We start from the raw sequence: 22405 nt of genomic DNA on the forward strand, positions 1-22405 counted from the left end.
TGCGGGGCTTTTTCTTTGCCTGTACCGGCCTCTTCGCGGGCACGCCCGCTCCCACAGGTCAAGCGCAAACCTCAGAATTGGCGCTGTACCTGTGGGAGCGGGCGTGCCCGCGAAGAGGCCGGGATGAGCAGTGCAAATATCAGGATGGATGTGTGCCTTTTGCCGCTTGCCAGCGTCGAAATCCGGTCCCTATCCTTCAGGTATCTGGCCCTCCTGGGAACCGTGCATGAACTTCATCCAAAGCAACTTCAACAATCTTTTGGCCATCATCTGGTTCGCCCTGTGCTGGGGCGGTTACACCCGTTATGCCATCTGGAAGGGCCGCGACACCGCGTGCCTGGCCAGCGTGCTGCACCTGTACCGCGAAGACTGGATGCGCCGCATGCTGCTGCGCGACAACCGCATTGCCGATGCGAGCGTGATCGGCAACCTCGAGCGCAACGCCTCGTTCTTCGCCTCCAGCACCCTGATCATCCTCGCCGGTATCCTCACCGTGCTCGGGGCTTCCGACCGGGCGCTGTCGCTGCTGGCCGACCTGCCGCTGGTGCAGCAGACCTCCCAGGGCATGTCGGAGATCAAGCTGCTGTGCCTGGCCATGGTCTTTGTCTACGCCTTTTTCACCTTCAGCTGGTGCATGCGCCAATACAATTTCGCGGCAGTACTGGTGGGGTCGGCGCCGATGATAGGTGAACGTCTGGTAAATGAGCTTGAACGCAAGGCATTCGCCTCGCGGGCGGCGCGGGTGCTGTCGCTTGCCGCCAACCAGTTCAACCTGGGCCTGCGTTCCTATTACTTTGGCATGGCCATGTTGAGCTGGTTCATTAGCCCATGGTTATTCATGGTCATGAGTGTCGGGGTGGTGCTGATTCTGTACCGCCGCGAGTTCCATTCGGATGTATTGGATGTGATGGTGTTCACACCTACCGAAAGTGTTTCGATCGAACCCGCCAAGGAAAGCACCGCTCCTGGTGCCTGAAACGTTTAATCCATAAGTTTCAGGTACAAAAAAACCCGACAATGTCGGGTTTTTTTGTTTTAGCCGATTACTGCTTGGCAGGTTCGGCTGGAGCAGCTGGGGTAGCTGGAGCGGCTTCCGGAGCCGGAGTAGCCGGAGCGGCTTCTTCGGCGGCCTTCTGCTCGGCTTCGGCCTGATCTTTGGCGGCTTCGGCGTTTTCCTTGGCAGCCTCGTTCATTTTATCCTGAGCTTCGCCCGCTTTTTCCTGGGCTTGCTCGGCGTGTTGCTGTGCGTCCTGGGCTTTGTCTTCGCTCGCTTTATCGCAAGCGGCCAGGCCCATGGCAGCGGCCAGCATCAGAGCAAAAGCAAAAGGTTTACGCATGGGGGTGTTTCTCCTTGGTGGAATAAGTGACTTGTTCCTTCGAGTGCAACTACGCGGAATAAGTTCCGCGAAGATTACACATATATAACGTCCCGTTCTATATAGACTTTTTAACGATTTTATGCCGCTACGGCAATGCGCAGGGAAACAGCCAATGAGTGATTCAACCTTGATGGCCATGGCCGAGCGTTTTCTCTCGGCCCTGAAACATTGTCAGTTGTTGCAAATGCGTGTGGTGCAAACCAATGCCGATGGCATGACCCTGGTGCTGCCATGGTCTGCGGCCATTGTCGGCAACCCGCAGACCGGCGCCGTGCATGGCGGCGCGCTGACCACGCTGATGGACACGACTTGCGGCATGGCCACGCTGTGCGTGCTGCCGCGCTTCGAAGTGTGCCCGACACTGGACCTGCGCATCGACTATATGCATCCGGCCAAGGCCGGCAAGGACATCTACGGCCATGCCCAATGCTACCGAGTCACCCGCGATGTGATCTTCACCCGTGGCACGGCCTACCAGGATGACCCCGCCCAGCCTATCTGCCAAGTGGTGGGCACGTTCATGCGCCTGGGCCAGGAAATCAAGGGTGGCATCCGCTTCGGCAACAGCCTGAAGGAGGGCGGGGCATGATTCCGCACAAGGTTCGCCAACAGCTCAACGCTGCTCATGCGGTGGGAGACTATCGGCCCTTGCTGGCGCTGATCCCCTATGCCGGCCTGATCGGCATTGAATGCGAGCGTCAGGGCGATGACCTGCTGTTCCGCCTGCCGGCCAACCAGGACAACATCGGCAACCCGCTGCTGCCGGCCATCCACGGCGGGGTGATCGCGGGCTTCATGGAACTGTCGGCAGCGCTGTACCTGCTGATCTTCAGCGAGAGCGCAAGCATTCCGAAGATCATCGACTTTTCCATCGATTACCTGCGCGCCGGGCACTTTCGCGATACCTACGCCCAGTGCCAGCTTTGGCGCCAGGGTCGGCGGGTGACCAATGTGGCCATCACCGCCTGGCAGGGGGACAGGCAGTCGCCGATCGCCACGGCTCGCGCCCATTTCAAGATCGAACCGGAAAAGCCCTTGAAATCATCCGGGCAGCCCCCATCTGCATGACATCCGCCGCTAAACGCTGGCCAACCTGGCCGCCAGGCGTCAACTGCCATCAGATCGGAGTTTTGAAGACCATGAGTGTGGAGACTCAAAAAGAAACGCTGGGCTTCCAGACCGAGGTAAAGCAGCTGCTGCACCTCATGATCCATTCCCTGTATTCGAACAAGGAGATCTTCCTGCGTGAATTGATCTCCAACGCCTCCGACGCCGCCGACAAGCTGCGTTTCGAGGCCCTGGCTAAGCCAGAGCTGTTCGAAGGCGACGCCGACCTGAAGATTCGCCTGAGCTTCGACAAGGACGCCGGTACCGTGACCCTCGAGGACAACGGCATCGGCATGAGCCGCGAAGACGTCATCGCCCACCTGGGTACCATCGCCAAGTCCGGCACTGCCGACTTCATGAAGAACCTCACCGGTGACCAGAAGAAGGACTCGCACCTGATCGGTCAGTTCGGTGTGGGCTTCTACTCCGCGTTCATCGTTGCCGACAAGGTCGACGTATATAGCCGCCGTGCCGGCCAGCCGGCCGCTGAAGGCGTGCACTGGTCGTCGAAGGGCGAAGGTGAGTTCGAAGTCGCCACCATCGACAAGCCACAGCGCGGCACCCGCATCGTCCTGCACCTGAAGAAGGGTGAGCAGGAGTTCGCCGATGGCTGGCGCCTGCGCAACGTGGTCAAGAAGTACTCCGACCACATCGCCATGCCGATCCAGCTGCTGAAAGAGCAAGCTACCACCGAAGGCGAAGAGCAGCCGGCCGAAGAGTGGGAAACCGTCAACCGTGCCAGCGCCCTGTGGACCCGTCCGCGTACCGAAATCAAGGACGAGGAATACCAGGAGTTCTACAAGCACATCGGCCATGACTTCGAAAACCCGCTGGCCTGGAGCCACAACAAGGTAGAAGGCAAGCTCGAATACAACTCGCTGCTGTACGTGCCGGCCCGTGCGCCGTTCGACCTGTACCAGCGCGAAGCGCCACGCGGCTTGAAGCTGTACGTGCAGCGCGTGTTCATCATGGACCAGGCCGAATCGTTCCTGCCGCTGTACCTGCGCTTCATCAAGGGTGTGGTCGACTCCAACGACCTGTCGCTGAACGTGTCGCGTGAAATCCTGCAGAAAGACCCGATCATCGACTCGATGAAGACCGCGCTGACCAAGCGCGTGCTGGACATGCTGGAGAAGCTGGCGAAGAACGAGCCCGAGCAGTACAAGGGCTTCTGGAAGAACTTCGGTCAGGTGCTGAAGGAGGGCCCGGCCGAAGACTTCGCCAACAAGGAAAAGATCGCCGGCCTGCTGCGCTTCGCTTCCACCCAGGACGACAGCGGCGAGCAGAGCGTCGCCCTTGCCGACTACCTGGCTCGCGTCAAGGAAGGTCAGGACAAGATCTACTACCTCACCGGCGAGTCGTACGCGCAGGTCAAGAACAGCCCGCACCTGGAAGTCTTCCGCAAGAAAGGCATCGAAGTGCTGCTGCTGACCGATCGTATCGACGAGTGGCTGATGAGCTACTTGAACGAGTTCGACGGCAAGGCCTTTGTCGACGTCGCCCGTGGCGACCTGGACCTGGGCAAGCTGGACTCGGAAGAAGACAAGAAGGCCCAGGAGGAAGTCGCCAAGGACAAGGAAGGCCTGGTCGAGCGCCTGAAGGGCGCGCTGGGTGACAGCGTGGCCGAAGTGCGCGTGTCGCACCGTCTGACCGACTCGCCGGCGATCCTGGCCATCGGTGAGCAGGACCTGGGCCTGCAGATGCGCCAGATCCTCGAAGCCAGCGGGCAGAAGGTGCCGGAGTCCAAGCCGATCTTCGAGTTCAACCCGACCCACCCGCTGATCGAGAAGCTGGACAACGAGCAGAGCGAAGACCGCTTCGCCGAGCTGTCGCACATCCTGTTCGATCAGGCGGCCCTGGCGGCCGGTGACAGCTTGAAGGACCCGGCGGCTTACGTTCGTCGCCTGAACAAGCTGCTGGTCGAACTGTCTGCTTGAGTTGATGCATAGGAAAGCCCGCTTCGGCGGGCTTTTTTCATGGCGAGCATATTGATGACGAGTGCCAAAGGAGTGCTTGATGAGCAAAGTAATCGTCGAATCGCTGGTCTATCACCTGTCCGGCAAGGCGTATGAAAGCCGCCTGGTATACGAGCCGGGCGCGCTGGGGCGGCCAGGTCTGGTGATGGCGCCGAACTGGATGGGTATCGGCGAAGGTGCCGAGCGCATCGCCAAGGAAGTGGCCGAGAAAGGTTATGTGGTGCTGATTGCCGACCTGTACGGGCAATCGGTGCGTCCGTCCAACGCGGACGAGGCCGGCGCGGCGATGATGCCGTTGAAGAATGACCGAGGCGAGCTGCGCAAGCGCATGCAGGAAGCCCTGGCGCAACTGTTGGGGCAGTCGAAGGCGCTGCTGGAACCGGGCAAGGTCGGCACGTTTGGTTTCTGCTTTGGTGGCTGCTGTGCACTGGAGCTGGCCCGTACTGGCGCCGATTTGCGTGCGGCGGTGTCGTTCCATGGCACCCTGGATACCCCGAACCCGGAAGATGCCAAGCGCATCAAGGGCTCGGTGCTGGTGCTGCACGGCGCTTCCGATCCACTGGTGCCGAAGGAGCAGTTGCCGGCGTTCGAGGAGGAGATGAACGCGGCCAAGGTTGACTGGCAATTGCTCAGCTATGGCGGCGCGGTGCACTCGTTTACCGACCCGAGTGCCAATGTGCCGGGCAAGATGCAGTATGACCGGCGTACCTCTGAGCGGGCGTTCCGCTCGATGCATAACCTGCTGACCGAAGTGTTCCAGCGCTGAGATTGCACGGGGCTGCTTTGCAGCCCATTTGCGGCACAAGGCCGCTCCTACAAAGGTCGCGCAAGCCATGAGTTACGCGATTCCCTGTAGGAGCGGCCTTGTGCTGCGAATGGGCCGCAGAGCGGCCCCAAAATCACCTAGGCAATTCGATCCTCGAAGTTTCCCCCGGCACCACCGGCCAATCCCCCGCAGCCCACTTGGCCCGGGCCTGTTCGATCAGCTCCACATCACTGGCGACAAAGTTCCAGTTCATCCGCCGCGGCCCATCCAGTGGTGCGCCACCAATCAGCACCAGCTGGCACTCACCCTCCGCATACAGCGTCACCTCTTCGCCCTCCGGCAGGACCACCAGGCTGCACGGTTCCACATCCTCATCGTTCATCACCAGCTCACCATCGAGCAGGTAAATCGCCCGCTGCGCATGCTCGTTCGGCACCAATAGCGTGGTTGCCGGTTGCATCTGTACATGCGCGTACAGGGTAGGGGAGAGCACTGGCACCGGCGATTCCAGGCAGAACCCGCTGCCGGCGATCATGCAGATGCGTACCCCCAGGCTGTCGCTGACCGGCAGGCTCGCCGCCGGGTGATGGCTGTAGCTTGCCGGGCCTTGTTCATGCTCGCGTGGCGACGCCAGCCATACCTGCAGCCCGTGCAGGCGTGAGCCATGGGCCAGGGCATCTTCAGGCGTGCGCTCGACATGGGCCACGCCGCTGCCTGCGGTCATCCAGCTGACGTCGCCCGGCAGCACCCGCTGCGCCGAGCCGAGGCTGTCCTTGTGCAGGATTGCCCCTTCGAACAGGTAGGTAAGGGTCGACAGGCCGATATGCGGGTGCTGACGGATGTCCATGCCATGCCCCGGGGCATAGTCGGTTTCGAGCATGTGGTCGAAAAACACGAACGGGCCGACGCTGCGACACTGGGCCGATGGCAGCGGGCGCAGGATCGGCTGGCCCTCGACCGATTCGGCACGTGGGCGGATGACCAGGGGGCTGCTCATGGGAAGGCTCCAGGCAAGGTGGAAATGCCCCAAGCATAGCGGTTTGCCCGCCCCGGCTGAACCGTCTCGCAGGCCGGCCGGTCTAGAGATCTGATACCCGGAAAAGGAAGCTTCGTCATGATCGTGAGAGCGTTGGCCTGCGTGCTGTTATCCACCTGGCTGTGCCAAGCGGCGCAGGCACGCGACTACCGCTACAGTGATGCCCACCTGCACTACGTCGACTTCTTCCAGGAAAGCGAAGGCATGCCCGCGCTGATCAAGGCCATGGATGCTGCCGGTATCCAGCAGTCGATGATTTCCGGCGTGCCGGTGGCCAAGAAGTGGCATGAAGACGAGCCCAAGCGCCCACGCTATTACGCTGGGGATGACGCCGAAGCCTACTGGTACAGCGCCACCGATACCTACGTGGCGGCGGCGCTACAGCAACTGCCCGACGAGCAGCGCAAGCGCTTTCATCCGTTCCTGGCCGGCTTCAATCCGGTGGACAAGAACGCCGCCAGCCATATCGAGCGCATGCTCGATCTGCATCCGGGGCTGTGGCAGGGCATTGGCGAGGTGTTCACCCGCCACGATGACCTGACTGCTCTTACCAGCGGTGACACGCCGCGCGCCAACAACGAAGCCATGGCGCGTATCTACCACCTGGCGGCCGAGCGCGACCTGCCGGTGCTGCTGCATTCCAACATCACCTCCAAGCGCGAGCGTAACCCGCTGTACCTGGCGGAGATCGAACAGCCGCTGCGCAATCACCCGCACACGCGGTTCATCTGGGCGCACGCCGGCAGCAGCATGGAGATTCACCGGCACCAGACGCAAATGGACTTTCTGCTGCCGGTGCTGACGCGGTTGCTGGAGGATTACCCGAACCTGTATGTCGATTTGTCGTGGAGCGTGCTGAAACCCTATCTGCTGGATGACCAGGGTGTACCGCGCAAGGCGTGGCTGGCACTGGTCGAGAGGTTCCCGGAACGGTTCATGCTGGGTTCGGATGTGGTGGGGCGGTTTGGTAGCCTTGGGGAGCAGATGCATGGGTTCAGGCCGTTTCTGGATGCATTGCCGGAACAAGTTGCGAATAAGGTGGCCAGGGAGAATTTTCTGGATGTGTTGCCCAAGCAATAGTATTTCGCCTGTGCCGGCCCTTTCGCGGGTAAACCCGCTCCCACAGGGGTCGCGCTGCTCTTGAAACCGGTGCTGTACCTGTGGGAGCGGGCGCGCCCGCGAAGAGGCCGGTACAGGCGATACAAATGAAAACGCCCCGAACCAGTCGGGGCGTTTTCGTTTACCGCAGCAGCGTCTTACTTGCCTTCCCAGCGCTTGAGCACCAGGGTGGCGTTGGTGCCGCCGAAGCCGAAGCTGTTGCTCATGACCGTGTCGATCTTGGCGTTTTCTTCGGTCTTGCGCAGGATCGGCAGGTCGGCGACCTCCGGGTCCAGCTCGTCGATGTTGGCGGAGCCGGCGATGAAGTTGTTTTCCATCATCAGCAGGCAGTAGATCGCCTCGTGTACGCCGGCAGCGCCCAGCGAGTGGCCCGACAGGCTCTTGGTCGAGCTGATTTTCGGTGCCTTGTCGCCGAACACGGCGCGAACGCCCTTGATCTCGGCAACGTCACCGACCGGGGTCGAGGTGCCGTGGGTGTTCAGGTAATCGATCGGAGTGTCGACGGTCGACAGCGCCTGCTGCATGCAGCGGATAGCACCTTCGCCGCTCGGGGCAACCATGTCGTAGCCGTCGGAAGTGGCGCCGTAGCCGACGATTTCCGCGTAGATCTTGGCGCCACGGGCCAGGGCGTGTTCCAGCTCCTCGACCACCACCATGCCGCCACCGCCAGCGATGACGAAGCCATCACGGTCGGCGTCGTAGGCGCGCGAGGCCTGTTCCGGGGTTTCGTTGCGCTTGGTCGACAGGGCGCCCATGGCATCGAACAGGAACGACTGGCTCCAGTGCTCTTCTTCACCGCCACCGGCGAAGACGATGTCCTGCTTGCCCCACTGGATCTGCTCCAGGGCGGTGCCGATGCAGTGTGCCGAAGTGGCGCAGGCCGAGGAGATCGAGTAGTTGATGCCCTTGATCTTGAACGGGGTGGCCAGGCACGCCGAAACGGTGCTGCCCATGGTGCGGGTAACGCGGTACGGGCCGACGCGCTTGACGCCTTTCTCACGCAGGGTGTCCAGCGCTTCCATCTGGTTCAGGGTCGAGGCGCCGCCGGAGCCAGCGACCAGGCCGGTACGCGGGTTGGAAACCTGCTCTTCGGTCAGGCCGGCGTCCTTGATCGCATCTTGCATCGCCAGGTAGGCGTAGGCAGCAGCGTGGCCGACGAAGCGGTAGACCTTGCGGTCGATCAGTTCTTCGAGGTTGAGGTCGATGGACCCGGAAACCTGGCTACGCAGCCCCATTTCCTTGTATTCCGGGTTGTAACGGATACCCGGACGGCTGTTGCGCAGGTTTTCGGTGACGGTAGCTTTGTCATTGCCCAGGCACGATACGATGCCCAGACCAGTGATAACGACGCGGCGCATGCGAATAACCCTTAGAAATTGTCAGTGGAGGTGAACACGCCGACCCGCAGGCCTTCGGCAGTGTAGATCTCGCGGCCGTCGACGCTGACCGAGCCATCGGCGATGGCCATGTTCAGCTTGCCCTTCAGGACGCGCTTGATGTGAATGTTGTAAGTGACTTTCTTGGCTTCCGGCAGTACCTGGCCGAAGAACTTCACCTCGCCCGAACCCAGGGCGCGCCCGCGGCCTGGCAGGCCCTGCCAGCCGAGGAAGAAACCTACCAGCTGCCACATGGCATCAAGCCCCAGGCAGCCCGGCATTACCGGGTCGCCTTCGAAGTGGCAGGCGAAGAACCACAGGTCCGGATTGATATCCAGCTCGGCGACCAATTCACCTTTGCCGTACTTGCCGCCTTCTTCGCTGATATGGGTGATGCGATCGACCATCAGCATGTTCGGCGCGGGCAGTTGCGCATTACCTGGGCCGAACAGCTCACCGCGACTGCAGCGCAGCAGGTCTTCCCGAGTAAAGGCGTGTTGTTTGGTCATGCGAGCTCCTCAATAACCCCCTGCGGCAGGGGATGAATCTTCCCGGCCGGCCCGATACGCATCGCGTTCGGGGCGGCAGCCTACAGGTAGACTATTGCGTTGTGGTGAAAGTCACAGTGCACCCGGTGAAAGAAGTACAGGTGTGCACTGAAACGTCTATTTTCAGGTCCGATGAAGGTCCTGTCCAGTGTTTAAGACTGCCGCACTTTAGCATTTATCGCCAGTCGCGGTTGTCTGACCGGGTAGCCAGCGCTGCAGCACGCGCTGCAGTTCGGTGCGGCGCAAGGGTTTGCTCAGGTAGTCGTCCATGCCGGCCGCCATGCAACGCTCGCGGTCGCCCTGCAAGGCGTTGGCGGTCAGGGCGATGATCGGTAGCCTGGCGCCGTTGGGCAGCTGGCGGATACGCCGGGTGGCTTCATAGCCGTCCAGGTGCGGCAGGCGGCAGTCCATCAGCACGGCGGCAAAACGCTGCCGGCTGACCCGTTCGACCGCCTCCAGACCGTCCTCGGCCGTGCATACCGCCAGCCCCAGGCTACGCAGCATGGCTTCGATGACACTTTGGTTGACCGGATTGTCCTCTACCAGCAGCACCTGATCATTGTCGGCCACCGCCGGTGGCGCAGCGCTTGGCTGCGTCAGCGAGAGCGGGGCAGGGCTGGCCAGGGCCAGAGGCATCTCCAGGGTAAAGGTCGAGCCCAGGCCCTCACGGCTTTCGCCACGCAGCTTGCCGCCCATGCGTTCGGCCAGGGTGCGGGCGATCGACAGTCCCAGCCCGGTGCCGCCATAGCGGCGGGAAATCGAGCTGTCGGCCTGCTGGAAGGCGACAAACATCATTTCCAGGCGTTCGTTGTCGATGCCGATACCGGTGTCGCGCACACTGCAGGTCAGCCAGATCAGTTGGCGGTCCAGCACCTGCCAGCGCGCCTCGACCTGAACCTGGCCGCGTTCGGTGAATTTCAGCGCGTTGCCGACCAGGTTAAGCAGGATCTGGCGGATGCGCGTGGGGTCGCCGTTTACCTGCAGCTGCTCGATACCCGCCGGCATTTGCAGGTGCAGGGCAAGGCCGCGCTGTTGGGCGCTGTGCTGGAACGACTGGACGCTGCTGGTGATCAGTTCGCCCAGGTTGAAGTCGATGTGTTCCAGTTGCAGCGCGGCGCGTTCGATGCGCGAGAAGTCAAGGATGTCATTGATGACCTTGAGCAGGTGCCCGGTGGATTCGCTGGCCACCGCGGTGTACTCGGCCTGCTCGCTGTTCAGCTGCGTGGTTTCCAGCAACTGCAGCATGCCCAGTACGCCATTCATCGGCGTGCGCAGTTCGTGGCTCATCATCGCCAGGAAATCCGATTTGGTGCGGTTGGCCTGTTCGGCCTCCTCGCGGGCCTGGATAAGCTCGGCAATCGCCTGCTTCTGTTCATTGCTGGCCTGCGCCAGGGCATGGGCCAGGTTGTTGATGTGGCGTGCCAGATGGCCCAGTTCGCTGTCATCGACCACCGGCAACAGGGTGTGGTACTCGCCCTGCTGGATGGCCTTGACCGCGTGCCCCATGTCGCTGATCGGCTTGGCGAGGCTAAGGGCCAGGCGGCGCGCCAGCAGGAAAGTGAACAGCAGGGCGAACAGCGCGAGGATACCGGCCTTGATCACGATTTCCTGCTGGCGCTGGCTGAAGGCGTCATCGGACATGCCGACGATAACCCTGCCCAGGTAATCGTCGCCGATGGCCGGGCTGGTGGCCTTGCCCTGTTGCAGGAAGTCGCTGTCCAGGCGGATCTGCTGCAGGCGGATGGGCGCCTGGAACACTTCGACGCGCTGCGCGCGGTTGGCGCTTTCGTCGGACTGCTCCACATAAACCAGTATGTGGTTGCGGCTGTCCTGCACCTCGAGGAAGCGCACGTGGGGGATGCTGAGCGTGGCGCGCATCAGGCCCTCGAGCACTTCGTTGTTGCCCGAGATCACCCCGTATTCCGAGGCTGGCGCCAACTGGTTGGCGATCAGTTGCCCGGTGTGGTTCAGTTCCTGGCGCAGGTCCTGGATACGCACGAAGGTGAAGAAGCTGATCAGCAGCAAGGTCAGCAGCAGGGCAGGGCCGAGGCTGATGATCTGGGTGCGGGTGTGAATGTCCCAGCTCAGGCGCTTGCTCATGGGGTGGGTTCTCCTTCGGCCAGGGCCTTGGCGGCGGCGTTCGGATCGATCGGTTCAAGGCCCAGGGCGCGCGCCACCTGCTGGTTGCCGCTGACGCCGAAGCGTACCGGGTACAGGCTGCGTGGCCAGCGCGCCGGTGGCTGGTCGAGCAACTGGTCGAGCACCGCCAGCCAATCGTCCTGGTCGCTGAAGGTGCTGGCCAGGGCGCCGGCGCGGACGAACCCGGCGTTCGGGCCGATCAGCGCCATCTGCCGGCCATAGCTGCTCAACAGCAGGTTTTTCGCAGTCTTGGAGTTGTACAGGTCGGCATCGTCCAGGCCCAGCAGCACGTCACTGTTTGCCAACAAGTGTTGCAAAGGGCGGCTGTCGCGCGGGTCGGGCCAGTCCTGGGCAATGATCTCCAGGTCCAGCGCGCGGGCGGCGTGGCGCAGCTCTTCGAGCAGAAAGCTGCTGTGCTCACCGTACAGCACACCAATGCGCTGGGCCTGCGGCAGCAGGTAGCGCGCCAGGCGCAACTGCCGGCCCAGCGGCGGATCGCTCCACAGCAGCGTGAGGAACGCGGGCCGCGACTTTCCCAGGCGCTGTTCAGCCTGTACCCGGCTGACCCTCATGGCCAGGGCCGGCGGGCCGGCAGTTTCCCCGAGGCGCCATTCCAGTGCGGCGTTGTCCAGCAGGATCAGGCGCTGGTCAGCCTTGAGCTTGCCCGGGGGGGGCAGGTCGGCGGTGGTCTGGAAATGTACATGGTCGTGCGGCCGGCGGCTTTCCAGCGCGGCGACGAAACTGCGAATGCCAGGCTGGTCTTCCGCGCCTACCAACAGGATTTCGCTGGCGAACAGCGGCCCTATCGGCCACAGGCACAACAGCAACAGGCGCAGCAGCAGGGCCATCAGAACTCCAGCTCCGCGCTGACGATCAGGCGGTGGCGGCTGTCGTAGCGGTTCTGGATTGCCGTGGTCGGCTCATCGTCCAGGCGCTGTTGCCACAGCGCCGCAAGCTCCAGGTTGCTGCCATGCACCCGGAAACGTTTGGCCAGGCGCAGGTCCAGGCGCTCGTAGCGATACTGGTTGAGTGCATCGTCACCGTAATAGAACAGCGCGCTCGACCAACCGTCACCCCACTCGCGCATCCACCCGGCCGAGCCGCTGTTGCGCGCGCTGAGGCGGCGGTCGGCGGGGTTGCTGGCCCAGGCATCCACGTAGGCGTAGGTCACCCGCAGGCGGTCGCGCAGGGTCGGGCGCCAGTCCAGTTGCGCCTCGCTGCCGCTGAAACGGGCCTTGTTGGCATTGCTGGCGATGTACTGGTTGTTCTTCAGGGGCTCGCTGATCATGCCGGTGATCTCGTCATAGAACAGCTTCACATCCATGTTCAGGTCGATGTCGCTGAAGTAGCCGTTGTAGCCGAGTTCGCGCGAGCGCATGCGTTCCTGGTCGAGGTCGCCCGGGCCGCGGGTCTTGACGAAGTATTCGCCGTTTTGCAGGCCGAAAGCGTTGGGGGTCAGGTTCTTGACCGAGTAGCTCCAGTTGACGTTGTTCTCGAACATGTCTGGCGAGCGCACTGCCTCGGAATACACTGCACGCAGGCCATGGCGCGGGGTGATCAGGTAGTTGACCGCCACGCGTGGGGTCAGCGAGCTGCCAGACAGGCGCGAGTCCTCGAACATGGCACCACCCTGCAGGATCCAGTGTTCGTCGGCGCGCCACTCCAGTTGGCCGAACAGGCGCCAGGTCTGGTCGTCGATGCTGCCATTGAAGTAGGTCTGCGAGTCGGCACGATCATAGCGGTAGTTCATGCCACTGAGCAGGCGCAGGCTGTCGGTCAGGCTCAGGGTGTCCTGGATTTCCAGATCGTAGCGGGTTTCGCGGGTACTCTGGTCGACGTCGCCGCAGACCTGCTGCTTGCCACCGTTCGCCCATTGCTGCTGGACCTTCTCCAGAAGCCCTCTCATGACAGGATCGTTGGTCGAAAGTGGAGCGCCGGTAGCAATGCCGCGCGCCACTTTTTCGGCGAAATCGGGGTTCATTTGCCAGAGCTGGGTCAATTCCGGGCTGAACGACTGCAAAGCGTCACAGGCACGCCACACCTGCTGACGGTCGAAATGTTGGGCAGAGCCTTGGATATACAGGCTGTGCTCAGAACTGAAGTCCTTGGTCCAGCGCAATGAGCCGGCGTAGTCCTTGGCACTGACGTCAGCGTTGTTACCGGCTTCGTATTTGGCGAACACCGGCTGGTAGGTATAAGGCCGCTGGTTGCTGCCTTCCTTCGCAGCAAGTTGCCATTCCAGGGTCTGGTCGTGTGCCAGGCTGTGGCTGGCGTTGATATTGAAGCGGGTCAGCCGGCGGCTGTCGCGGTAATCCTGGCCGAACTGGTTCTCGTCGAAGCCATCGTCCTGCTGGCCTGACAGCGACAGGCGCATGTCGCCACCCTCCCAGCCGAAGCCGTGGCTGGCGTAGAAATCATTGATGCCGTCCTGGCCGCGGGTCATCTTCAGCCGCGTGCCATGGCTGTCGGCAGGGTTGCGGGTAAGGATGTTGACCACAGCCATCAGCGCGTTGGCGCCGTAGCTGACCGTGTTGGGGCCGCGGAACACCTCGATGCGCTCGATATCCTCCATGGCCAGGGGAATGTCGCTCCAGTCCACCGTGGCCAGGCCGGCGCGGTACACCGAACGGCCATCGATCAGCACCTGCATGCGCCGGGCATCGTTGACGTTGCTGCCGTGGTAGTTGACCGTGGGTTGGTTGCCGGCGTTGTAGCCCACCATCATGCCCGGCACAAGGCGCAGCAGCTCGGGGATGTCACGGGCACCGCTGGCCCGGATCAGCTCGCTGTCGAGCACGGTCATGCTGCCCGGGACTGCGGCGGGGGATTGTTTCAGGCGCGTGGCGGTCAGAACCTGCGGCAGGTCCGTGTTGTCGATGAACAGGTCATCGGCCACGGCCGGGCCGCCGAGCAGGGCAGTCAGTATGAGCAGGCGCGGGTACGAGGGCGTGCCAGGGAACACAAAGCGGCCTTGTATCAGGATTGAAACAGGCATGGTAACCGACCGTGGGGGTTTTGCCAGTGATCTGCTCTACCTGTCGAGCCCTTTCGCGGGCACGCCCGCTCCCACAGGTGCGGCGCCGCTCTGAAGGACTGCGCTATCCCCTGTGGGAGCGGGCTTGCCCGCGAAAGGGCCGGTACTGACACTGGTTCTGTAGCAGGCGAGCCGTATAATGGCTGGGTCGCCACTTAACTTTTGGCTTTAACGGATTGGATATGACTGAACAGCAACCTGTTGCAGTTCTGGGAGGCGGCAGCTTCGGCACCGCCGTGGCGAACCTGCTGGCGGAAAACGGTGTGCCGGTGCGCCAATGGATGCGCGACCCGGAACAGGCCGAGGCCATGCGCGTCAATCGCGAGAATCCGCGCTACCTCAAGGGCATCCGCCTGCACGACGGCGTCGAGCCGGTCAGCGACCTGCTGGCCACCTTGCAGGCCAGCGAGCTGATTTTCGTCGCCCTGCCATCGAGCGCCTTGCGCAGCGTGCTGGCCCCGCATGCCGAGCTGCTGCGCGGCAAGGGCCTGGTCAGCCTGACCAAGGGCATCGAAGCGCAAAGCTTCAAGCTGATGAGCCAGATCCTCGAGGAAATCGCCCCCGAGGCGCGCATCGGCGTGCTGTCCGGCCCCAACCTGGCCCGTGAAATCGCCGAACATGCGCTGACCGCCACGGTGGTCGCCAGCGAGGACGAAAAACTGTGCCAGCAGGTGCAGGCCGTGCTGCATGGGCGTACCTTCCGCGTTTACGCCAGTGCCGACCGCTTTGGCGTCGAGCTGGGCGGGGCGCTGAAGAACGTCTACGCCATCATCGCCGGCATGGCGGTGGCCCTGGGCATGGGCGAGAACACCAAGAGCATGCTGATTACCCGCGCCCTGGCCGAGATGACCCGCTTCGCCGTCAGCCAGGGTGCCAACCCCATGACTTTCCTCGGCCTGGCCGGTGTCGGTGACCTGATCGTCACCTGCTCCTCGCCAAAGAGCCGCAACTACCAGGTCGGCCACGCGCTGGGCCAGGGCCTGAGCCTGGAGCAGGCGGTCAACCGCCTGGGCGAAGTAGCCGAAGGCGTCAACACCCTCAAGGTGCTCAAGGCCAAGGCGCAGGAAGTGCAGGTATACATGCCGCTGGTGGCAGGCCTGCATGCCATCCTGTTCGAAGGCCGCACGCTGAACCAGGTGATCGAGCACCTGATGCGTGCCGAGCCAAAGACCGATGTCGATTTCATTTCCATCAGCGGTTTCAACTGAGCCTTCAGCGGCTCTGACAACAGCAAGGAGCAACACATGAACGATACGCCCGAACGCGCCCAGCGCGAGTCGATCATCCTGCGGGCCCTGTGGATGCTGGTGTTCCTGGTGGTCTGGCAGCTGGCCGAGCTGTTGCTCGGTGGCCTGGTGCTGGTACAACTGATCTACCGCCTGGTGTACGGCGCCCCCAGCGCCAGCCTCATGAACTTCGGTGACAGCCTGAGCCAGTACCTGGCGCAGATCGGCCGCTTCGGCAGCTTCCACAGCGACCAGAAGCCCTGGCCGTTCGCCGACTGGCCGGCACCGCGTGCCCCGGAAGGCGAGGCGCCGCATGCGGTGGCCCCGGCCTCGCACCCGGTGCGTGACGAGGAGCCCAAGCTGTGAAGTTGTGGGTTCTGCGCCACGGCGAAGCGGAGCCGCGGGCCAATAGCGATGCCGAGCGCCGGCTGACCGCCCATGGTCGCGAACAGGTGCTGCATAGCGCCGCCCGCCTGCTGGGCCAGCCGCTGCAGGCGATCATCGCCAGCCCTTACGTACGCGCCCAGCAAACGGCTGCCCTGGTGCATGACACCCTCGGCTTCGCCGAACCGGTGCGCACCGTGCCCTGGCTGACGCCTGACAGTGATGTGCAGCAGATTATCGGCGAAATCGAGCGCCTTGGCCTGGAGCATGTGCTGCTGGTCAGCCACCAGCCGCTGGTGGGTACCTTGGTAGGGGCGTTGCAGCATGGCCACCAGCAGCAACCGGCCGGCATGAGCACTGCAAGCCTGGCGGAGCTGGAAGGGGACTGGCCGCTGGCTGGGTTGATGACCCTTCGGGCGATCAACTCGCCGGCCTGAGTTCTCAGGCTATCTCGGTTTCCTGTAGGAGCAGCCTTGTGCTGCGAAGAGGCCAGTAGGGCAATAGCTCTTCTCCGGCAGTTATGGCCTCTTCGCAGCACAAGGCTGCTCCTACAGGGAGTGCCCGCGTCCGCAAGCCTGACCTGATAGCCCTCGCCGATGACCTTTCCGGACGTTGCCGAACCGCCCCGCGATACCGACAATGGGCCATCATCTCGCATCCGGACCCGGCGCCATGTCGCAGCAGATCTTCTTCGCCCATGCCAACGGTTTCCCGTCGGCCACCTACGGCAAGCTGTTCGCCGCCCTGGCACCGGACTACCAAGTGCAGCACCTGGCCCAGCACGGCCACGATCCGCGCTTTCCGGTGGACGACAACTGGCAGAGCCTGGTCGATGAATTGCTGCACCACCTGGCCCGGCAGGGCCAGCCGGTATGGGGCGTCGGCCATTCGCTGGGCGGGGTGTTGCACCTGCACGCAGCCTTGCGCTGCCCCGAGTACTACCGCGGCGTGGTGATGCTCGACTCGCCGGTGCTCACCCGCGCCGACCAGTGGCTGCTGCGCACCGCCAAGCGCTTCGGCTTCATTGACCGTATCACCCCGGCTGGCCGCACCCTGGGGCGCCGCGAAACCTTCAATGACCGCGACAGTGCCCGGGACTATTTCGCCGGCAAGTCACTGTTCCGCCATTTCGATCCCGAATGCCTCGATGCCTACATAGAGCACGGCCTGCAGGCGATGGAGCAGGGGCTGCAGTTGCGCTTCGACCCGGCCACGGAAATCAGCATCTACCGCAGCATCCCGCATACCAGCCCTGCGCCCGCGCGGCAATTGCAGGTGCCGCTGGCCATGGTCCGCGGCGAGCGCAGCAACGTCATTCGCCGCCACCACACGCTGGCCGTGCGTGGCATGCCCAGGGGCGAATACCACAGCGTGCCGGGTGGGCACATGTTCCCGCTTGAGCGACCAACCGACACCGCCAGCCTGATCAAGGGCCTGTTCGACCGCTGGAGCCAGGCATGAGCGCGCAGGTTGAGGAGATCCGCCTGAGCCTGGGCCATATCGAACTGGCGGCGCACCTGTTCGGCCCCGAGGATGGGCTGCCGGTAATCGCCCTGCATGGCTGGCTGGACAACGCCAACAGCTTCGCCCGCCTGGCGCCGCAGCTGAAAGGCCTGCGCATCGTCGCCCTGGACCTGGCCGGGCATGGTTATTCCGAGCACCGGCCGCTCGGCGCCGGTTATGCCCTGGCCGACTACGCCCATGACGTGCTGCGGGTGGCCGAACAGCTGGGTTGGCAACGTTTTGCCCTGCTGGGCCATTCGCTGGGGGCAATCATTTCGGTGCAACTGGCTGGCGCGCTGCCGGAACGGGTCAGCCATCTGGCCCTGATCGACGGCGTCATCCCGCCGACCGGCGCCGAGCAGGATGCCGGTGAGCGGCTGGGCATGGCACTGCAGGCCCAGTTGCGCCTGGATGCCAAGCGCAAGTCGGTATACACCACACTGGAGCAGGGCGTACAGGCACGTATGAAAGGCATGGTCGCGGTCAGCCGTGAGGCGGCCGAGCTGCTGGCCCAGCGCGGCCTGATGCCGGTGCCCGGCGGTTACAGCTGGCGCAGCGACAGCCGCCTGACCCTGCCTTCGCCAGTGCGCCTGAGCGAGGCCCAGGCCATGGCCTATGTGCACCGGGTGAGTTGCCCGACGCGCCTGGTCGTGGCCGCCGACGGCATGCTGGCGCGCCACACCGGGTTGCTGGAGCAGCTACCCTTTGAGCAGGTGACGCTGCCCGGTGGCCATCACCTGCACCTGAACGATGAGCAGGGCGCGGCCCTTGTCGCAGACTGTTTCAATCGCTTCTTTGGCTTTGCTTGACTTGCATCGGACAAGTGTCGAGGCTTGGCGGGTTGAACAGGGAGACAACCATGCAACTGCCAGACATCCTGGAGCTTCATCTCGGCGCTGAGCGCCGTCTGGTTCGCCAATGAGCGCGCCTGTTGCCATCCGTAATGCCTTCGCTGCCTGCCTGGTGTTCGCCAGCCCCGTTTTGTGGGCCGGCAGCCTGCCGGTACCGGTGGACGCCAAGGTGGTCGACCAGCGCCCGGCCGTGGAGCAGGAGCGCGTCTACCCCATGGGCCCGCTGCGCAAGATCAGCGGCCGCCTGCGGGTCGAGGACAAGGTCGAAAGCCGTGGCCAGGTCAGCTCGGTAACCTACGAACTGCCGGTCGAGCGTACTGCTCGCGAAGCCTTCACCAGCGCTCGCGAAGCACTGCAGCACGACGGCGGCTACCCGCTGTTCTGGTGCCAGGGCCGCGATTGCGGCGAGGCCAGCCTGTGGGCCAATGATGTGTTCGGCAATGCCCGCCTCAACGGCGGCGACGAGCAGCAGGCGTTCATCCTGCTGCGCCGCTCGGCGGAGCAGGCCGACACCCTCGTCGCACTGTACAGCGTCACCCGCGGCAACCGCCGCGCCTACCTGCACGTGGAAGAGTTCGTCGCCGGCAGCCCGCTGGGCGAACTGCTGCCGACCGCCGCCACGGTGCTGCGCGAAATGCGCGACACCGGCAAGCTCGACTACCCTGACCTGGCCGCGCCGCAAGACGCCTGGGCGAACCTGCTGGCCCGCAGCCTGAACCTCGACAGCACCCTGCGTGCCAGCCTCAGTGGCGACCAGGCTGAAGCCTGGCGCGAGGCGCTGGTCAAGGCGGGCGTGCGCAATGGCCGCCTCGAAGTCGGTAGTGCACCTACCGACGGCCTGCACCTTGAACTGATCCGTTGAACGGGCACCACCATGGCTAACAATGACCGCTTGCTGGTCCAGATTCTGCTGCTGGCGCTGCTGGGTGCCGGCCTGTGGGTAATGGCACCTTTCATTTCAGCGCTGTTGTGGGGGGCCATCCTGGCCTTTGCCAGCTGGCCATTGATGCGCCTGCTGACGCGTGCGCTGGGCGGGCGCGAAACCCTGGCGGCCAGCCTGCTGACCACTGCCTGGATCCTGATCGTGGCGCTGCCGCTGGTGTGGCTGGGGTTCAACCTGGCTGACCACATTCGCGATGCGACCGCGTTCGTGCGTGACGTGCAGGTGGACGGCCTGCCCGATGCTCCGGCGTGGCTGGGTGGCATCCCGTTGGTTGGCGAGCGCCTGGTCAGCTGGTGGCAATCGCTGGACCAGCAGGGCGCGGCCTTGCTGGCCTCGGTCAAGCCGCACCTGGGGCAGGTGGGCAACTGGTTGCTGGCGCGCAGCGCGCAGATCGGCAGCGGCGTGCTGGAACTGACCCTTAGCCTGGTGTTCGTGTTCTTCTTCTACCGCGACGGGCCGCGCTTGTCGGCGTTCGTCCTGCGCTTGCTGCACCGTCTGATGGGCGACCGTGCCGAGTACTACCTGGAGCTGGTCGCCGGTACGGTGCAGCGGGTGGTCAACGGGGTGATCGGTACAGCCGCCGCGCAAGGCGTGCTTGCATTGATCGGCTTCCTGATTGCCGGTGTGCCCGGGGCCATTGTGCTGGGCCTGGTGACCTTCATGCTCAGCCTGATCCCCATGGGCCCACCACTGGCATGGATTCCGGCCACCGGCTGGCTGGTATGGAAAGGCGAATACGGCATGGCGGTGTTCCTGGGAGCCTGGGGCACCTTCATCATCAGTGGCGTGGACAACGTACTCAAACCGTACCTGATCAGCCGTGGCGGCAACCTGCCGTTGGTGATCGTGCTTCTGGGCGTGTTCGGCGGCCTGATCGCCTTTGGCTTCATTGGCCTGTTCATCGGGCCGACCTTGCTGGCGGTCGGCTACAGCCTGCTGCTGGACTGGAGCCGCAACGCCGTCCCGCAGCCGCCTCAGCAGTAAACCTGTACTGGCCTCTTCGCGGGTGAATCCGCGCCCACAAGGATCTCTACAGCCTGGGAGAGCGGTGCGGTCCCCGTAGGAGCGGGTTTACCCGCGAAGAGGCCGGTTCAGGCAACCTCAACTCCCGATCTTTACGCCTTCTTTATCGCCATCCCCACCTCCCAGTCTCGCCCCTTTACGCCCCTCGCTCGGACAATTTCCCCAAAGCGGCTCAAGCCGCACCACGGGGAGAACCACACATGAACATGCTCGACGGGCTGTCACTGCTGCTGGCAGTGGCATTGGCGTTTTATCTGCTGGTGGCGCTGCTGCGCGCCGATCGCAGCTAGGGAGCGGCCATGCACAGTTACGATTTCGCCTTGCTGTTGGCATTTTTCGCCATCGTGCTGCTACCGGCACCCTGGCTCGGGCGGTTCTACTTCAAGGTCATGGAAGGCCAGCGCACCTGGCTGTCGCCCGTGCTGGGCTCGGTCGAGCAAGCCTGCTACCGGCTGGCGGGCGTGCGCGCCAGCCAGGAACAGAACTGGCAGCAGTACACCCTGGCCCTGCTGGCCTTCAACCTGGCCGGGTTCCTGCTGCTGTTCGCCGTGCTGCTGTTGCAGGGCTACCTGCCATTCAACCCGCAGCATCTGCCCGGCCAGGAATGGTCGCTGGCGTTCAACACCGCGATCAGCTTCGTAACCAACACCAACTGGCAGGCCTACAGCGGTGAAGCGTCGGTCAGCTACCTGAGCCAGATGCTCGGCCTGACCGTGCAGAACTTCGTCAGCGCCGCCACCGGCCTGGCCGTGCTGATCGCCCTGTGCCGCGGCATCGCACGGCGCAGCGCCACGACGCTAGGCAACTTCTGGGTCGACATGACCCGCGCCACCCTCTACGGCTTGCTGCCGCTGTGCCTGCTGCTGGCGTTGCTGCTGGTATGGCAGGGCGTACCGCAAACCTTGGCCGACTACGCCCACGCGGTCACCCTGCAAGGCACCGAGCAGACCATCCCGCTGGGCCCGGCCGCCAGCCAGATCGCCATCAAGCAACTGGGTACCAACGGCGGTGGCTTCTTCGGAGTCAACTCGGCGCACCCGTTCGAAAACCCCACGGCCTGGAGCAACCTGTTCGAGGTGGCTTCGATCATCCTCATTCCGGTGGCGCTGGTGTTCACCTTTGGCCACTACGTGAAGGACCTGCGCCAGAGCCGCGCCATCCTCGCCTGCATGCTTGCGCTGTTCCTGATCGGCGGCAGCACGGCGTTGTGGTCCGAGTACCAGCCCAACCCGGCCCTCGAGAGCGCGCAGGTACAGCAAAGCGCCCCGATGGAGGGCAAGGAAACCCGCTTCGGCACCACCGGTTCGGTGCTGTGGACAGTGACTACCACCTCTGCCTCCAACGGTTCGGTCAATGCCATGCACGACAGCCTCAACCCGCTGACCGGCATGGTGGCGATGGTCAACATGATGGTCGGTGAGGTGATCTTCGGCGGCGTCGGTGCAGGGCTTTACGGCATGCTGCTGTTCGTGCTGATCGCGGTGTTCCTGGCCGGGCTGATGATCGGCCGCACCCCGGAATACCTGGGCAAGAAACTGCAGGCCCGCGAGGTGCAGTTGCTGGTGGCCACCCTGCTGGTGATGCCGGTCGGCGTGTTGGTGCTCGGCGCCATTGCCGCCAGCCTGCCAGGCCCGGCAGGTGCAGTCAGCAATCCGGGTGCGCATGGCTTCAGCCAGCTGCTGTATGCCTACACCTCGGGCACGGCCAACAACGGCTCGGCCTTTGCCGGCTTTGGTGCCAACACGGTGTACCACAACCTGATGATCGGCCTGGCCATGCTCATCGGCCGCTTCGGCTACATCCTGCCGGTAGTGGCGCTGGCTGGCAGCCTGGCGGCGAAGAAAAGCGCGCCCCAGGGGCTTAACAGCTTCCCCACCCATGGCCCGCTGTTCACCGGCCTGCTGCTGGTCACCATCCTGCTGGTCGGTGGCCTGACCTTCCTGCCGACCCTGGCCCTTGGGCCGATCGCCGAACATTTGAGTCTGGGTTTTTGAG

At 63.6% G+C, this 22405-nt stretch carries 22 protein-coding genes; 15 read left to right on the forward strand and 7 right to left on the reverse strand.

The window, feature by feature from the left end; all coding sequences use genetic code 11:
* Positions 1–226: 226 nt before the first annotated feature.
* Positions 227–976 carry a DUF599 domain-containing protein gene (locus RR51_RS07440; protein ID WP_004375995.1) on the forward strand — a complete coding sequence of 250 codons (750 nt, stop codon included), beginning with the start codon at positions 227–229 and terminating at the stop codon, positions 974–976.
* A gap of 67 nt (positions 977–1043) precedes the next feature.
* Here the strand turns inward: RR51_RS07440 and RR51_RS07445 are convergent, their stop codons facing one another.
* Entirely contained in the window at positions 1044–1337 is a 294-nt protein-coding gene (locus RR51_RS07445; protein WP_015271093.1) for a hypothetical protein, read from the reverse strand.
* Between the two features lie 154 nt (positions 1338–1491).
* On the opposite strand from RR51_RS07445, the gene RR51_RS07450 reads away from it, so the two are divergent.
* The 4 genes from RR51_RS07450 to RR51_RS07465 all read left to right on the forward strand — a co-directional run bounded on the left by RR51_RS07450 (position 1492) and on the right by RR51_RS07465 (position 5228).
* Positions 1492–1968: a PaaI family thioesterase gene (locus RR51_RS07450; RefSeq protein WP_004375991.1), complete on the forward strand. Its 477-nt coding sequence runs from the start codon at positions 1492–1494 to the stop codon at positions 1966–1968.
* Positions 1965–2447 (forward strand): PaaI family thioesterase, encoded by a 483-nt coding sequence (locus tag RR51_RS07455; protein ID WP_004375989.1) that lies wholly within the window; start codon positions 1965–1967, stop codon positions 2445–2447. Before RR51_RS07450 ends, RR51_RS07455 begins: the two co-directional genes overlap by 4 nt.
* A gap of 71 nt (positions 2448–2518) precedes the next feature.
* Entirely contained in the window at positions 2519–4423 is a 1905-nt protein-coding gene (htpG, locus tag RR51_RS07460) for a molecular chaperone HtpG (RefSeq protein ID WP_039613077.1), read from the forward strand.
* 79 nt (positions 4424–4502) lie between these two features.
* Positions 4503–5228, forward strand: coding sequence for a dienelactone hydrolase family protein (locus RR51_RS07465; protein ID WP_015271090.1), 726 nt, complete (start codon positions 4503–4505; stop codon positions 5226–5228).
* Positions 5229–5361: 133 nt separating this feature from the next.
* Here the strand turns inward: RR51_RS07465 and RR51_RS07470 are convergent, their stop codons facing one another.
* Entirely contained in the window at positions 5362–6225 is an 864-nt protein-coding gene (locus RR51_RS07470) for a pirin family protein (RefSeq protein WP_039613078.1), read from the reverse strand.
* Positions 6226–6342: 117 nt separating this feature from the next.
* On the opposite strand from RR51_RS07470, the gene RR51_RS07475 reads away from it, so the two are divergent.
* Positions 6343–7344 carry an amidohydrolase family protein gene (locus tag RR51_RS07475; protein ID WP_039613079.1) on the forward strand — a complete coding sequence of 334 codons (1002 nt, stop codon included), beginning with the start codon at positions 6343–6345 and terminating at the stop codon, positions 7342–7344.
* A 176-nt stretch (positions 7345–7520) separates the two neighbouring features.
* Here RR51_RS07475 and fabB read toward each other — a convergent pair whose 3' ends face one another.
* From fabB to RR51_RS07500, 5 genes are all read right to left on the reverse strand, one after another.
* Positions 7521–8741, reverse strand: coding sequence for a beta-ketoacyl-ACP synthase I (gene fabB / locus RR51_RS07480; RefSeq protein WP_013973429.1), 1221 nt, complete (start codon positions 8739–8741; stop codon positions 7521–7523).
* An 11-nt stretch (positions 8742–8752) separates the two neighbouring features.
* A complete protein-coding gene (gene fabA / locus RR51_RS07485) occupies positions 8753–9268 on the reverse strand; it encodes a 3-hydroxyacyl-[acyl-carrier-protein] dehydratase FabA (RefSeq protein WP_003251509.1) in 516 nt (171 codons plus the stop codon).
* 207 nt (positions 9269–9475) lie between these two features.
* The gene (locus tag RR51_RS07490) at positions 9476–11407 is read right to left on the reverse strand and encodes an ATP-binding protein (protein WP_039613080.1); all 1932 of its coding nucleotides are present in this window, start codon (positions 11405–11407) and stop codon (positions 9476–9478) included.
* Complete coding sequence (locus RR51_RS07495) at positions 11404–12294, reverse strand: ABC transporter substrate-binding protein (RefSeq protein WP_039613081.1); 891 nt, start codon at positions 12292–12294, stop codon at positions 11404–11406. The genes RR51_RS07490 and RR51_RS07495 overlap by 4 nt, the downstream gene beginning before the upstream one ends.
* Positions 12294–14441: a TonB-dependent receptor plug domain-containing protein gene (locus RR51_RS07500; RefSeq protein WP_177328647.1), complete on the reverse strand. Its 2148-nt coding sequence runs from the start codon at positions 14439–14441 to the stop codon at positions 12294–12296. Before RR51_RS07500 ends, RR51_RS07495 begins: the two co-directional genes overlap by 1 nt.
* Before the next feature lie 221 nt (positions 14442–14662).
* On the opposite strand from RR51_RS07500, the gene RR51_RS07505 reads away from it, so the two are divergent.
* From RR51_RS07505 to kdpA, 9 genes are all read left to right on the forward strand, one after another.
* Complete coding sequence (locus RR51_RS07505) at positions 14663–15688, forward strand: NAD(P)H-dependent glycerol-3-phosphate dehydrogenase (RefSeq protein ID WP_025339958.1); 1026 nt, start codon at positions 14663–14665, stop codon at positions 15686–15688.
* A gap of 36 nt (positions 15689–15724) precedes the next feature.
* Complete coding sequence (locus RR51_RS07510) at positions 15725–16072, forward strand: DUF4389 domain-containing protein (protein WP_039613082.1); 348 nt, start codon at positions 15725–15727, stop codon at positions 16070–16072.
* Positions 16069–16527 (forward strand): phosphohistidine phosphatase SixA, encoded by a 459-nt coding sequence (sixA, locus tag RR51_RS07515; protein ID WP_039613083.1) that lies wholly within the window; start codon positions 16069–16071, stop codon positions 16525–16527. The genes RR51_RS07510 and sixA overlap by 4 nt, the downstream gene beginning before the upstream one ends.
* Positions 16528–16762: 235 nt before the next feature.
* The gene (locus RR51_RS07520; protein WP_039613084.1) at positions 16763–17551 is read left to right on the forward strand and encodes an alpha/beta fold hydrolase; all 789 of its coding nucleotides are present in this window, start codon (positions 16763–16765) and stop codon (positions 17549–17551) included.
* The gene (locus RR51_RS07525; RefSeq protein WP_039613085.1) at positions 17548–18402 is read left to right on the forward strand and encodes an alpha/beta hydrolase; all 855 of its coding nucleotides are present in this window, start codon (positions 17548–17550) and stop codon (positions 18400–18402) included. The genes RR51_RS07520 and RR51_RS07525 overlap by 4 nt, the downstream gene beginning before the upstream one ends.
* Positions 18403–18511: 109 nt before the next feature.
* Positions 18512–19306 carry a DUF4892 domain-containing protein gene (locus RR51_RS07530; RefSeq protein WP_039613086.1) on the forward strand — a complete coding sequence of 265 codons (795 nt, stop codon included), beginning with the start codon at positions 18512–18514 and terminating at the stop codon, positions 19304–19306.
* Positions 19307–19318: 12 nt separating this feature from the next.
* Positions 19319–20371, forward strand: coding sequence for an AI-2E family transporter (locus tag RR51_RS07535; RefSeq protein ID WP_013973419.1), 1053 nt, complete (start codon positions 19319–19321; stop codon positions 20369–20371).
* Positions 20372–20610: 239 nt separating this feature from the next.
* Positions 20611–20700, forward strand: coding sequence for a K(+)-transporting ATPase subunit F (kdpF, locus tag RR51_RS07540; RefSeq protein WP_003251485.1), 90 nt, complete (start codon positions 20611–20613; stop codon positions 20698–20700).
* 9 nt (positions 20701–20709) lie between these two features.
* Positions 20710–22404, forward strand: coding sequence for a potassium-transporting ATPase subunit KdpA (kdpA, locus tag RR51_RS07545; RefSeq protein WP_039613087.1), 1695 nt, complete (start codon positions 20710–20712; stop codon positions 22402–22404).
* The last annotated feature ends 1 nt before the right edge of the window (position 22405 follow it).

The sequence above is a fragment of the Pseudomonas sp. C5pp genome (assembly GCF_000814065.1).
Lineage (GTDB): Bacteria > Pseudomonadota > Gammaproteobacteria > Pseudomonadales > Pseudomonadaceae > Aquipseudomonas > Aquipseudomonas asiatica.

Excerpts from the sequence above, each read along its gene's own strand:
- RR51_RS07440 (WP_004375995.1), top strand. The coding sequence starts at position 227 with ATGAACTTCATCCAAAGCAACTTCAACAATCTTTTGGCCATCATCTGG.
- RR51_RS07445 (WP_015271093.1), bottom strand. The coding sequence starts at position 1,337 with ATGCGTAAACCTTTTGCTTTTGCTCTGATGCTGGCCGCTGCCATGGGC.
- RR51_RS07450 (WP_004375991.1), top strand. The coding sequence starts at position 1,492 with ATGAGTGATTCAACCTTGATGGCCATGGCCGAGCGTTTTCTCTCGGCC.
- RR51_RS07455 (WP_004375989.1), top strand. The coding sequence starts at position 1,965 with ATGATTCCGCACAAGGTTCGCCAACAGCTCAACGCTGCTCATGCGGTG.
- htpG (WP_039613077.1), top strand. The coding sequence starts at position 2,519 with ATGAGTGTGGAGACTCAAAAAGAAACGCTGGGCTTCCAGACCGAGGTA.
- RR51_RS07465 (WP_015271090.1), top strand. The coding sequence starts at position 4,503 with ATGAGCAAAGTAATCGTCGAATCGCTGGTCTATCACCTGTCCGGCAAG.
- RR51_RS07470 (WP_039613078.1), bottom strand. The coding sequence starts at position 6,225 with ATGAGCAGCCCCCTGGTCATCCGCCCACGTGCCGAATCGGTCGAGGGC.
- RR51_RS07475 (WP_039613079.1), top strand. The coding sequence starts at position 6,343 with ATGATCGTGAGAGCGTTGGCCTGCGTGCTGTTATCCACCTGGCTGTGC.
- fabB (WP_013973429.1), bottom strand. The coding sequence starts at position 8,741 with ATGCGCCGCGTCGTTATCACTGGTCTGGGCATCGTATCGTGCCTGGGC.
- fabA (WP_003251509.1), bottom strand. The coding sequence starts at position 9,268 with ATGACCAAACAACACGCCTTTACTCGGGAAGACCTGCTGCGCTGCAGT.
- RR51_RS07490 (WP_039613080.1), bottom strand. The coding sequence starts at position 11,407 with ATGAGCAAGCGCCTGAGCTGGGACATTCACACCCGCACCCAGATCATC.
- RR51_RS07495 (WP_039613081.1), bottom strand. The coding sequence starts at position 12,294 with ATGGCCCTGCTGCTGCGCCTGTTGCTGTTGTGCCTGTGGCCGATAGGG.
- RR51_RS07500 (WP_177328647.1), bottom strand. The coding sequence starts at position 14,441 with ATGCCTGTTTCAATCCTGATACAAGGCCGCTTTGTGTTCCCTGGCACG.
- RR51_RS07505 (WP_025339958.1), top strand. The coding sequence starts at position 14,663 with ATGACTGAACAGCAACCTGTTGCAGTTCTGGGAGGCGGCAGCTTCGGC.
- RR51_RS07510 (WP_039613082.1), top strand. The coding sequence starts at position 15,725 with ATGAACGATACGCCCGAACGCGCCCAGCGCGAGTCGATCATCCTGCGG.
- RR51_RS07520 (WP_039613084.1), top strand. The coding sequence starts at position 16,763 with ATGTCGCAGCAGATCTTCTTCGCCCATGCCAACGGTTTCCCGTCGGCC.
- RR51_RS07525 (WP_039613085.1), top strand. The coding sequence starts at position 17,548 with ATGAGCGCGCAGGTTGAGGAGATCCGCCTGAGCCTGGGCCATATCGAA.
- RR51_RS07530 (WP_039613086.1), top strand. The coding sequence starts at position 18,512 with ATGAGCGCGCCTGTTGCCATCCGTAATGCCTTCGCTGCCTGCCTGGTG.
- RR51_RS07535 (WP_013973419.1), top strand. The coding sequence starts at position 19,319 with ATGGCTAACAATGACCGCTTGCTGGTCCAGATTCTGCTGCTGGCGCTG.
- kdpF (WP_003251485.1), top strand. The coding sequence starts at position 20,611 with ATGAACATGCTCGACGGGCTGTCACTGCTGCTGGCAGTGGCATTGGCG.
- kdpA (WP_039613087.1), top strand. The coding sequence starts at position 20,710 with ATGCACAGTTACGATTTCGCCTTGCTGTTGGCATTTTTCGCCATCGTG.